Source organism: Chryseobacterium sp. 27AL (genome assembly GCF_057815395.1).
This window is the reverse complement of record NZ_JBYRIW010000001.1, coordinates 53,461-65,378: the sequence shown is the minus strand read 5'-3', so window position 1 is coordinate 65,378 and position 11,918 is coordinate 53,461. Positions and strand designations below refer to the sequence as shown.

Genomic DNA, 11,918 nt, shown 5'->3' with positions numbered 1-11,918 from the left:
CCAATTCTTGGCAGCCGGTAATTTTTTGATCATTTAATGAAATCATATAGTGCATTCCAGAATTTATCATAAACTTCAATATGCGGAAGATGGCCTACGTTCTCAATCTCAATTAATTGAGAACCTTTAATTTCCTGCTGCGTTTTCTTGCCTAACAGCTGGTACTGCCCCATTTTAGGCTGAAGCTCTTTCGGAGCTCTGTCTTTTCCTATAGCTGTTCGGTCTCTGGTTCCGATAATCAAAAGCGTGGGAACTTTGATATTTTTGAACTCATAACAGACTGGCTGATTGTATATCATATCCGATGTCAGGGCTGCATCCCAGGCCACTTTTGGATAATCCGGATGAAGTGTCCATCCTGCTATTAAATCAAGCCATTGCTGATATTCAGGCTTCCACTTATTATCGTAATAAAATTTAAGCTGATAATTTTTATATGATTGTGCTGTATTCTTCAGTTCCGACTGATAAGCCTGATCAATGGTCTGATACGCTGCAAATATTTTATAATCCTCCAATCCGATGGGGTTCTCCAGAATTAATTTCTCTACTTTTTCCGGATATAAAAGTGTGAATCTGGTCGCTACCATTCCACCCATTGAATGTCCTAAAACTATTGTTTTGTCAATATTCAGTTTATCCAAAATTGCTTTAGTATTTTCAGCCAACTGCGAAAAGGAGAATTGGTAATGTTGTGGTTTTGATGATTTTCCGAATCCGATCTGATCAGGAATAATCACTCTGAAACCTTTTGCAGAAAGATCTTTTGCGGTTCTTTCCCAATATGCTCCGTTGAAATTTTTGCCATGTAACAGCATGATGACCTTGCTATTCGGTTTTTCAGGCTTTACATCCATATAAGCCATTTTCAGATCATTATTCTGAGATTTAAAATTCAGAAATTGCACTTCAAATGGATATTGATAATTGGTTAGTTCGGCATCAAGAGGTTTAACCTGAGAAAAAAGCATACCGGATATTGTCAATAGTATTACATTCACAATATTTTTAAAATACTTCATAAAGATTTATTTTGATATTAAAATTAAAAAAACTGTCTCAAAAGAAACAGTTCCATTGTTTTATTTTGATGTAATGTAAGTTCAAATATTACACCACAGCAACTTCTTTCTTTGAAGGAAGATTCATTAAAACGATAGCGAAAAGAATCAAGGCAATTCCGACCCATTGCATCAAAATCACTTTTTCCCCTAACAGTACAAAAGCCATGGTCACGGAAACCGGTAATTCAAGTGATGATACAATGCTTCCCAAACCCAATCCCGCATTGGGAAAACCTATATTAAATAAGATCGGCGGAATGATAGTTCCAAACAACGCCAACACAAAACCATACTTCCATAAAATTGAATACCTGAACGCATGAATATGATGGGTGTTCTCCGTAAAATTAAGGTAAAAAGCTTTTAAGCTTTCCGAATATAATGGTCCTATCTGAGCGAAAATTAAAAATAAAAAAACCACTAGCGAGCCGCCTGCAAGCATAATAATGCTTTTTCTGAGCACCGGAAGATGAGTGGCAATTTTATTTGATGAAAACATCGTCAGTGTATAAGAACCGGCCGCCATCAATCCCCAGAAAATTCCTTTTATATCAAGTTCGATATCTGCATTAATAAGATCTGTAGCCAAGACTGTTCCTAATAAAACGATCAGAACTGAAATGATTTTTCTTACATTCGGAAGCTTTTTAGTTATGAAACTTTCAACAACCACACTAAACCAAACGGACTGCATCAGCAATACAATAGCAATAGACACATTAATATACTGAACTGCAATATAATAAAACAAACTGGTGCATCCTAAAGATGTCCCTGCCAACAAAAGATTTCTGACTTCCCCATAACCTGGTGACGAAAGTGTTTTTTTAGAAGTAATGGTTTGAATAAAATTAAGTATCAAAAGACCGATTAAGCCTAAGATGAATTGTGAAGTAGTAACTTCTGAGGTTGTATAACCGTCCTGATAGGCGAGTTTTACAAAGGTTGCCAGCATTCCGTATATACTTGCGCCAATTCCTACAAACAGTACTCCTTTCAGTACATTTTTCTTCTGCATGATTCATTTTTTAAAGCCTGCAAAGTTACGGTTATTAAATTAATTAATCTTTATATGCTGATGATGAATAAAAAGCCCGGCGCAAGCTTCGCTTGCGCCGGGCTGATTAAATATTTTTGGTATTTTATTTTTTAACGATCACTTTTGAAGTCGCATCAATACCGATACCTTTTACTTTTACCAGATAGGTTCCGTTGATTAATCTGTCGGTAGAAATAGCTTTTTTAGCATCCGGAGAAACTTTATCTTCAGATGATACCAATTTACCGGACATATCATAAATTTCAACGCTCACTTTTCCTAAGGTTTTGCTTGGGAAATTGATGAAGAATTCATTTTTAGCAGGATTCGGATAAATTGAAATTGTATTTTTAACAGCTTGTACTTCATCAGTAGCTAATACACAATCTGCAGGCACATCAAAACTCTCTACCTGATCATTAATATTAAGTTTTGAACCTGCTGAAGCATTTATCCCTAAACCTCTTTTTGCAAAAGTTCTCCAGATCATACATCTGTCTGCACCTTGTGTAGTCTGCATTTCAGCCAATAAAATTGCATCTCTGCCATTAATAAACGTAGGGCTGCAAGGCTGAAGTTTCAATGCGTCTGTAATCAGCTGAAGAACTCTTGAGCTTCCGTTAGTGGTATTGGCTGTAACATCAGATGAATAACCATATTTAGCAACATACTGCCAGTGTAGATCCCATAACATACTAGCCCATACAAAACCAACCGAGTGAACATCTGTTGCTCCATTCGAGAATGCCATTCCATTGGTATCTCCGTAAGTATAGTCATTTATGGCGAAATCAGGAGAATACTTAGCCGGTCTGAGACCTTCACCAGTTATTCCTTCACCAAGAGCATACGTAGCCATTCCTCTTGGTACAGATGCATTATCACCAGGTTTATTGGTAAGCATTAAAGCAAAGAAATCTGACCATCCTTCTCCCATTTGCTCTCTGCTTTGGGAAGTCTGCAGACATGTATAACCATTGCCTGTCAGTCTATTAGAGATTCCATGACCGTATTCATGGATCATGATTCCATTATCAAAGCTTCCATCGTGTCTTGTACTGTAGCTCATCGATACATTTACAGGAATGTTATTTGCCAATTGTGATTTTATATATTCTCCTTCTTCATTATCAATCAGTTCAGACATGATAAAGACATTGGCGTTATTACCTCCCATATTCCCCGGTGGGTTAGAATTTATGGCATTATAAATAATAGCACCTATAGCACCAGCATTTTGCATATTCTCAACTTTTACTGAAAAGTCACATGTTCCTCTTTCTGCCAAACCAATAAATCCAGTCAATGAACCAGCCGGAAGAGCCGTGCATGCATTTAATACAGGTGATAATTTCACATTTCCTGTTACCGGAACTCCGGTAATCTGCTGTCCAAATTGTGCCAAGTATGAAACCGGAGTTCTACTAACAGCTGTAGCCGGTGCATTATAAAATAATCTTTGAGAATCATTTACCCATACATACATTTGCATTTTTCCATTTCCACCATCTTGCGGTGTTGCAAAATTTGCATTATTATAATTAGATATAGGAGGATTAACAGATGTATCAACCGGAGTACCCGCTCCATCCTGAGCCTCTGCCAGAACATAATCGTTTCCTGCTCCTCCAAGATTAAAATTGTTTTTTTGAAAATTTCTTGCAGCCGGGGTGAAACCAAATTTGTAAAAAATGTCATGTACCATGTTATTTGCATAGAATAGATTGGTAATAGCGGCATCCTGATTTGTTAAGGCAAGTGCTCCTGCTGTATAAGGAAAATTGAAATTTCTTGTTGCCCCACCATCTACTGTAACTCCTGAAAATAAATCATCATCGTATAAATCCTGGTAAGCTAAAACATTATTACCTTCAGCAGTTGTATAATGATTAGTTCCGTCAGAATGCCATCCTTCCGGAGATGCCGTAAGATTCCAAGGATTTGTAACCACTGATCTCGATCCAAAAGTAGGAGCTTCTATAGGAAAAGGAAATACATTATAAGATGCATTATCAGGAGAAAGTAATAAGCTTGAATTAGGATTATTCGGATAATCTTTTTTGTTCAAAGGATAAGAAACTATATTATTTTCATGTGAGTGCTGATAGGGATGATCGATGAAATTACAGCTAAGATTTAAATTATTCTTCTCTATGATTTCACCAGTGTTTGCATTCACCAGAATATTCCAGTAATTTGATGTCTTTCTTTCAGGAAAAGTAAATTCGTAACATAAAATCAAGTTATCATTTTCTTTAGTATATATTAACCTATACTTTGCAAAATCTTCTTTAATATCTGCATCATTAAAGTTTAAGATTGTAACTCTTGCTGGGTCTAATTTAGTTCCTGCTGAAGCAAATTTGAAGGCTGCTTCCTTAGTTATAGAAGGAACATTTGCATCAACACTTTTGTAATCCTTCTCAAAACCGTCATTGTAAGCTGCTACCTTATTATTCTTTATTAAGGCCGTACTTATAGATCTATTAATAGGTATACCTTTATACAATTGCTGCAACTTTACAATATCTCCATTCATACTTTCAGAATGGTCTTTCACATCAATAATAAAATCAATCAGATCTGATTTTTTATATTCCTTCAATGTATTTTGAGAAATATAATCTTTGATCAACCTTTCATTGTCCTGTGCTGACAAAACAGAAGGTAATATTGTAGAAACGGAAAATAAAAGGGGTAAAACTACTTTTTTCATATAAATCAATAAAGGCGCTAATCTACAAATTATTAGCATAAAAACAATGATATAATTAAAATTATTTTACGAGTAATATTATATTGTTAACTAAAAAAGAATTTTAAAATTAAATTTTATTTGAAAGTGAATATATAAACAAACTGCCCCAAAAAGTTCAAACTTTCCGGGGCAGTGTAATGAAAGACTGTTAATTCTTATTTCTTAATAATCTTTTCAGTCATTATTTTATTATTGTCAGAAATTATCTTTATTAAATAAACCCCTTGTCTTTGAGTGCTTGTATCAACATTTAATTCTTTTGAATTTCTGAATACTTTATTATAAACCACATTTCCATTTAAATCTACAATCTGCATTGAACCATTTGCTCTTTATACAGAATAACCTTAAATACTCCGTTTGTAGGATTAGGAGTTATCTTAAGATCGTTTTCTTTCAAAACAATTGGAGAAGGAGGCATTCTTGTCACTCCGCAATTTGGTGCCGTAGTAAGATAAAGATCATAATCAAAATACGGGTATCCGTTCCAAGATATTACATCATATGTTCCGCCCTGATATTCATACTGCATAGAAAGAAAAAATACAAATTTCCCTACGGTTCCCAATGGAAAAGTAAAATCCGAAGGCTGAAGCGGATAATTAAAACTTGTAGCAGAAGTCATCACCGGCGCGAAGGTAACCGAATAATCCTGTCCTGTTACAAGATCTCTTGCTACTAATTTAAACTGAGAAAATGTACCGCCGGCCGGCAATGTATAATTTTCATTAATTATCTGCACCGTTGAAGTTCCGCATCCATTGGGCTCATATTTAAAATTAACATTTGCCCATCCTGAGTTATCGCAAATTTCAGAAACTAAATGTGACCAGTAATCCGCTTCATAAGAAGACATTCCAAAATCGGTTCTCTGATAATAAGACCTCTAAGGTACTCCATAATCAGGATCATCAACATTTGTTTCTGCTGGTCCGTTATAAGATCCGCCTTCGCTTGCTATAGATGCCGCAGCAGCTGTTGCAAGAATATTTTTTCATAGTTAAAAAAGTTTATTTAGGTTCGGCTAAAGATATTAATTATTCTTTAATAAGTGAGTTATTTAATATTTTTTCAAAAATTTAATAATAAAAAAAGCCACTCAAATTGAGTGGCTCATATTTTAAAATGGGTTAAAGATTATTTACCTTCTTCCATTTTTCTTTTTAATTCTGCTAATGCATCGATATCTCCAAGAGTAGATCTCTCTTCATTGTTTGAAGAAGATGTATTATTAGATCTGTTATTAGAGTTTTCTCTTACATTTTTCTTCTCCTCGTCTCTGAAGATTCCTGTGTGAGAAACTACTACTCTTTTGAATTCTTTGTTGAATTCAATTACTTTGAAATCAGCTTCTTCACCTTTCTTGATTTTAGATCCGTCTTCCTTCTCTAATAATCTTGATGGGCAGAAAGCTTCAACTTCAGCATCTTCGAACTGTACAGAAGCACCTTTATCGTGAACTTCTACTGCTTTACCAGCGTGGATTGTTCCTTCAGCATATTTAGTTTCGAATGCATCCCAAGGGTTCTCAGTCAATTGCTTGTGACCTAAAGATAATCTTCTAGCCTGGATGTCAAGTTCAAGAACTACAACATCTAACTTATCACCAACTGCACAGAACTCAGATGGGTGCTTGATTTTCTTAGTCCAAGAAAGATCAGAAATGTAGATTAATCCGTCGATACCTTCTTCCAACTCTACGAATACACCAAAGTTAGTGAAGTTTCTTACAGTTCCTACATGCTTAGATCCTACAGGATATTTAGCTTCGATATTTTCCCATGGATCTTTGCTTAACTGCTTGATACCTAAAGAAATTTTTCTGTCTTCTCTATCTAAAGTTAATACTTCAGCTTCAACTTCATCACCTACTTTCACGAAGTCACCAGCAGATCTCAAGTGAGTTGACCAAGACATTTCAGAAACGTGGATTAATCCTTCAACACCAGGAGCGATTTCTACGAATGCACCATAGTCAGCAAGAACAACTACTTTTCCTTTTACTTTATCTCCAACTTTTAAGTCAGCAGAAAGAGCATCCCAAGGGTGAGCTTCTAATTGCTTCATACCCAATTGGATTCTTGTTTTCTCATCATCAAAGTCAAGGATTACAACTTTTACAGTTTGTCCGTCCTCAAGGATTTCAGATGGGTGGTTCACTCTAGACCAAGAAAGATCTGTAATGTGGATCAATCCATCAACACCTCCAAGGTCAATGAATACACCGTAAGAAGTAATATTCTTAACAGTACCTTCAAGAACTTGTCCTTTTTCAAGCTGAGCGATGATTTCTTTTTTCTGACCTTCGATATCTGCTTCGATCAATGCTTTGTGAGATACTACTACGTTTTTGAACTCAGGGTTGATTTTCACAACTTTGAACTCCATAGTTTTACCTACGAACTGATCGTAATCTTTGATTGGCTTAACGTCAATTTGAGAACCAGGTAAGAATGCTTCGATTCCGTGTACGTCAACGATCATACCTCCTTTAGTTCTAGACTTAACAAAACCGTTTACGATTTCACCTGTTTCGTGAAGTTCGTTTACTTTATCCCAAGCTTTAAGCGTTCTAGCTTTTCTGTGAGATAACTGTAACTGACCAGTTTTGTCTTCTCTTCTGTCAACCATTACTTCTACCTCATCACCTACTTTAAGGCCTTGGTTGTAACGGAATTCGTTAAGAGAAATAACACCCTCAGATTTGAAGTTGATGTCTACGATAGCTTCTTTGTCAGTTAATCTTACAACTTTTCCAACCAATACGTCATTATCGTCAAGGTTGTTTAAAGATCCGTTGTAGATTTCCTCAAGATCGCTTTTCTCTTTTCTAGCATCAGCATCAAGACCAGATTCGAAAGAATCCCAGTCAAATTGTTCAGGTGCTACGTTTTGGTTTAATAATAATTCTGCTGAATTTGTCTCTTTTGACATAATTCTAATAAAATTTGTATTCCTTCTCTTTCAACGGTTTGAATAAATGTGAATTGAAAAATACGGAAGTAATTAATTTTTAGTTATTTACTTTTCAAACCTTTCACCACAAAAGTGGGTGCAAAGATAGTAATTTTATTTGAGATAAACAAGAATTTGCAATTTTGATTTTTTATGTTTAATTGATTGATTTTCAGATTTATTAAAACAACAATTAAGTAGATTTCGACTTACGCAATTCAAGAATTTCACTCTGCCTTTCAATGGATGAGTAATAACTTAATAGCTAATCATTAAAATATCAAAATGAGACAATATTTTTTTTTAACTTTAGCTTTTAAATTTTTGAATGATGAAAAAGCTCGCTTTTTTACTGCTAATTCTGATTACTCATTTATTTTATGCACAAGATGCCACCGAAGCTGCCAAGGCACTTCTTCTGCGAATAGCTCCGACCTATAAAGACAAAATAGTATTCAGACAAGAAACAGGTTCCGGAAAGGATTTCTACCAGCTTGAATATAAAAAAGATCACCTTATTATTACGGCAAATTCCGCAAATTCTATGGCGGTAGGATTAAATTTTTTCCTTACAACATATTGCAAAACCTCCGTTTCCTGGTACGCTGATAACCGAATAGAAGTTCCCGCAACATTTCCTAAGCTCTCAGAGACTGTAAAAAACGAATCCCGGGTAAATAACCGTTTCTTTCTGAATTACTGCACATTCGGTTACACAATGCCCTGGTGGAAATGGAAAGACTGGGAACGCTTCATCGACTGGATGGCATTAAATGGTGTCAATCTTCCTCTTGCCATTACCGGACAGGAAAAAATATGGCTGAATGTCTGGAAAAAATTCGGATTTTCGGAGGTTGAGATAAGAAATTACTTCACCGGTCCGGCATATCTTCCCTGGCACAGAATGGCCAATATTGATCACTGGGAAGGGCCATTGCCGATGTCATGGATTGACGGACAGGCCGAACTGCAGCAAAAGATTCTAAAAAGAGAGCGTGAACTGAATATGAAACCGGTCTTGCCAGCTTTTGCAGGACATGTACCAAAGATTCTCAAAGATAAATTTCCGAATGCAAAAATTACTTCACTGGGAGAATGGGGAGATTTTGACCGGAAATACGAAAGCTATTTTCTAGATTCCTTTGATCCGCTTTTTGAAAAAATTCAGGAAGAATTTCTTAAAGAACAGACTGAATTATTCGGAACAGATCATATTTATGGAACGGATCCTTTTAATGAAGTGACACCACCCAGCTGGGAGCCAAAAGACCTGGCAAACGTATCCGGACATATTTACCAATCAATGGCTAAGGTAGATGAAAAAGCACAATGGCTGCAGATGGGATGGATATTTTATTTTCAGAAAGATAAATGGACCAACGACAGAATAAAGGCATTTCTACAGGCAGTTCCGCAAGATAAAATGATTCTTCTGGATTATTATTGTGATAAAACTGAAATATGGAAAACAACTGATTCTTTTTTTGGTCAGCCTTACATCTGGTGTTATCTCGGAAATTTCGGCGGAAATACTTCCATTAAAGGAAATCTGGCTGAAATTGATACAAGAATTGAAAACACTTATCAAAATGGAGGTAAAAATCTCTGGGGACTAGGCGCTACACTGGAAGGCTTTGGCAATAATCCGATGATGTATGAATTTGTTTTAAATAAAGCCTGGACCCATTCAAAGTCAAAAGAAGATTTTATTTCCCGCTACGCTTCGGCCAGATCAGGGAATACAGATCCTAAAATATCCGAAGCCTGGAAGATTTTATCAGAAAAAATCTATACCGAATCCGCAGATTTGGGAAATGCAGATCTCACCAATTCCAAACCGGTTTTTGAAAAAGCGGGCAGCTGGACGACCAACTTCACTATCAATTACAACAATAAAGATCTTCTGCAAGCCTGGAAACTTTTGATTGACAGCAAATCAAATACTGACAACTATAAGGATGATCTCGCAGTCGTGGGAAAACAGGTGCTGGGAAATTATTTTCCGGTGCTGAGAGATACTTTCACACAAGCATATCGTCAGAAAGATATTGCCGGAATGAAAAATTCAGGAAAAAAAATGCTGGATCTTATTAATGATATAGACCTGTTGTTATCTGCCAACAAGAATTTTCTGGTTGGAAAATGGATTAATGACGCGAAGGCGATGACAGATATTCCCGGCGAAAAAGCTTATTATGAAAAGGATGCAAGGAAAATCATTACCGTCTGGGGAGAAAAAGGGAAAGGATTGAATGACTACGGCAACCGTTCTATTGCCGGACTTATGAAAGATTATTACGGTGAAAGATGGCGAATCTTTATTGAGGCTTCAATCAAAAGTGTTGAACAGGGAATTCCTGTCGATGAAAAAGAAATCCTGAAAAAAGTAGATGATTTCTCCTGGGAATGGAGCGAAAAACAAAATATTTATCCGGACCAGCCTCATGGTGATACAAAAAAAATCAGCAGGTTATTATACCAGAAATACGCACCTTTAATTTTAAATACCAAATAGATGGAAAAAAGTAAACGCTCTCTTTCACTTGATATTTTCCGTGGGATGACCGTATGTTTTATGATTATCGTCAATACGTCAGGAAACTGGGCAACCACTTACGCACCGCTTCTGCACGCTAACTGGAACGGATTCACACCCACCGATCTGGTTTTTCCGTCATTCCTTTTTGCGGTGGGAAACTCAATGAGTTTTGCGATGGATAAATGGAAAATGATGCCCCAGCGTGAAGTGCTGTACAAAATTTTTAAGAGAACTCTCATTATTTTCCTTTTAGGGTTTCTGATGTATTGGTTTCCTTTTTATAAATTGGATGCAGATTTCAACAAACTGCCTTTTCCCTTTTCTGAAACAAGAATTTTCGGGGTTTTGCAGCGTATCGCTATTTGCTATGGAATCGCTTCCCTCTTGTTATATTATTTTAAACCAAAAATTTCCTTATATATTAGTGCCGGAATTCTGATTATTTATTGGATAATCTTTGCATTCTATGGTCCATATGACATTCATCAAAATCCTGTTCTTGATCTGGATTTAAGAATTTTCGGAGAAAATCATCTATACAAAGGGGAAGGATTTGCATTTGATCCTGAAGGTCTGTTAAGTACCTTTCCTGCATTGGTGAATGTTTTTGCAGGATATTTTACGGGGAAATATATTCGGGAAAAAGGATTTAATTATGAAATGCTTTTCAAATTGTTCTTAACAGGTTTTGTTCTTCTGGCAGCAGGATTTATGTGGAATTATGGATTTCCGATCAATAAGAAGGTTTGGTCCAGCTCTTATGTGCTGCTAACTGTTGGTTTAGACTTAATGATTCTGGGAATAGTTATCTATTATTCTGATTTTCTTAAAAAATCAAATGGTGTTTATTTCTTTGAAGTTTTCGGGAAAAATACGTTAGCCATCTATCTGTTCTCAGAAATACTTCCTATCATCATGTACCATATTCCGATTGGTAAAATTAACAGTTACTCATGGATTTATCAGCATATTTTTGCAAAATTCGGCGATTATTCCGGGGCATTTTTATTTGCTTTTTCTGTGATGATGATTTGCTGGGCCGTAGGATATTGGCTCGACAAAAAAAGAATTTATATTAAAATTTAGAGTCTATGGCTGTTTAAACTTTTATATAACCGCAAAAGTTGCAAAAGGCGAGCTCAACTTTTATTTAAAGTTGATAATTACAAATGAAAAAATGTTACAATAGCTTAAAAAATCTTCGATTTTTATTCTTTTGAAAACTTTAAATTTCATTGTGATTATCTTTTGTAACTTTTTGCGGTTAATTCTGAAATTAATTTAAACAAGTTTTCTGTTTAAATTCTAAATACATCTTTAACATTAAGGAATTTAGGTTTAAAAAATTATTAGATAAAATAAGTTTTAGAATTATATTAAAAGAATCAGACAGTCAATACAACTGTCTGATGTGGTTTTTCGTAAAATTTTGGCCAGATCATCTAAAATTTTAACCGAAAAACCTAAAACTTTAGCCAACAGACTTAAAATTTTAGCCAAAACACCTAATCAGAACGTAAAAGGACTTAAACGGATCATCAATGAACCTAAACATTTAAGGTT

8 protein-coding genes are annotated in these 11,918 nt (G+C 35.5%); 2 read left to right on the top strand and 6 right to left on the bottom strand.

Going from position 1 to position 11,918, the window contains the following annotated elements:
* Positions 1-29 precede the first annotated feature (29 nt).
* The 6 genes from AC3WV0_RS00280 to rpsA form a co-directional block, all read right to left on the bottom strand.
* Complete coding sequence (locus AC3WV0_RS00280) at positions 30-1,022, bottom strand: alpha/beta fold hydrolase (protein WP_488842921.1); 993 nt, start codon at positions 1,020-1,022, stop codon at positions 30-32.
* A gap of 88 nt (positions 1,023-1,110) precedes the next feature.
* Positions 1,111-2,082 carry an EamA family transporter gene (locus AC3WV0_RS00275; protein WP_488842920.1) on the bottom strand — a complete coding sequence of 324 codons (972 nt, stop codon included), beginning with the start codon at positions 2,080-2,082 and terminating at the stop codon, positions 1,111-1,113.
* Between the two features lie 124 nt (positions 2,083-2,206).
* A complete protein-coding gene (locus AC3WV0_RS00270) occupies positions 2,207-4,819 on the bottom strand; it encodes a T9SS-dependent M36 family metallopeptidase (protein WP_488842918.1) in 2,613 nt (870 codons plus the stop codon).
* Between the two features lie 197 nt (positions 4,820-5,016).
* Positions 5,017-5,178, bottom strand: a complete 162-nt coding sequence (locus AC3WV0_RS00265; protein WP_488842916.1) for a T9SS type A sorting domain-containing protein — start codon at positions 5,176-5,178, stop codon at positions 5,017-5,019.
* Positions 5,166-5,717 carry a hypothetical protein gene (locus tag AC3WV0_RS00260; protein ID WP_488842914.1) on the bottom strand — a complete coding sequence of 184 codons (552 nt, stop codon included), beginning with the start codon at positions 5,715-5,717 and terminating at the stop codon, positions 5,166-5,168. Before AC3WV0_RS00260 ends, AC3WV0_RS00265 begins: the two co-directional genes overlap by 13 nt.
* A 281-nt stretch (positions 5,718-5,998) precedes the next feature.
* Complete coding sequence (rpsA, locus tag AC3WV0_RS00255) at positions 5,999-7,795, bottom strand: 30S ribosomal protein S1 (protein ID WP_488842912.1); 1,797 nt, start codon at positions 7,793-7,795, stop codon at positions 5,999-6,001.
* A 349-nt stretch (positions 7,796-8,144) separates the two neighbouring features.
* On the opposite strand from rpsA, the gene AC3WV0_RS00250 reads away from it, so the two are divergent.
* Both AC3WV0_RS00250 and AC3WV0_RS00245 read left to right on the top strand, forming a co-directional pair.
* Positions 8,145-10,331: an alpha-N-acetylglucosaminidase gene (locus tag AC3WV0_RS00250; protein ID WP_488842910.1), complete on the top strand. Its 2,187-nt coding sequence runs from the start codon at positions 8,145-8,147 to the stop codon at positions 10,329-10,331.
* A complete protein-coding gene (locus AC3WV0_RS00245; protein ID WP_488842908.1) occupies positions 10,332-11,441 on the top strand; it encodes an acyltransferase family protein in 1,110 nt (369 codons plus the stop codon). It begins immediately after the preceding gene.
* Positions 11,442-11,918 lie beyond the last annotated feature (477 nt).

Coding starts and splice junctions, on each gene's coding strand:
- AC3WV0_RS00280 (WP_488842921.1), bottom strand. CDS start 1,022: ATGAAGTATTTTAAAAATATTGTGAATGTAATACTATTGACAATATCC.
- AC3WV0_RS00275 (WP_488842920.1), bottom strand. CDS start 2,082: ATGCAGAAGAAAAATGTACTGAAAGGAGTACTGTTTGTAGGAATTGGC.
- AC3WV0_RS00270 (WP_488842918.1), bottom strand. CDS start 4,819: ATGAAAAAAGTAGTTTTACCCCTTTTATTTTCCGTTTCTACAATATTA.
- AC3WV0_RS00265 (WP_488842916.1), bottom strand. CDS start 5,178: ATGCAGATTGTAGATTTAAATGGAAATGTGGTTTATAATAAAGTATTC.
- AC3WV0_RS00260 (WP_488842914.1), bottom strand. CDS start 5,717: ATGTCTTCTTATGAAGCGGATTACTGGTCACATTTAGTTTCTGAAATT.
- rpsA (WP_488842912.1), bottom strand. CDS start 7,795: ATGTCAAAAGAGACAAATTCAGCAGAATTATTATTAAACCAAAACGTA.
- AC3WV0_RS00250 (WP_488842910.1), top strand. CDS start 8,145: ATGATGAAAAAGCTCGCTTTTTTACTGCTAATTCTGATTACTCATTTA.
- AC3WV0_RS00245 (WP_488842908.1), top strand. CDS start 10,332: ATGGAAAAAAGTAAACGCTCTCTTTCACTTGATATTTTCCGTGGGATG.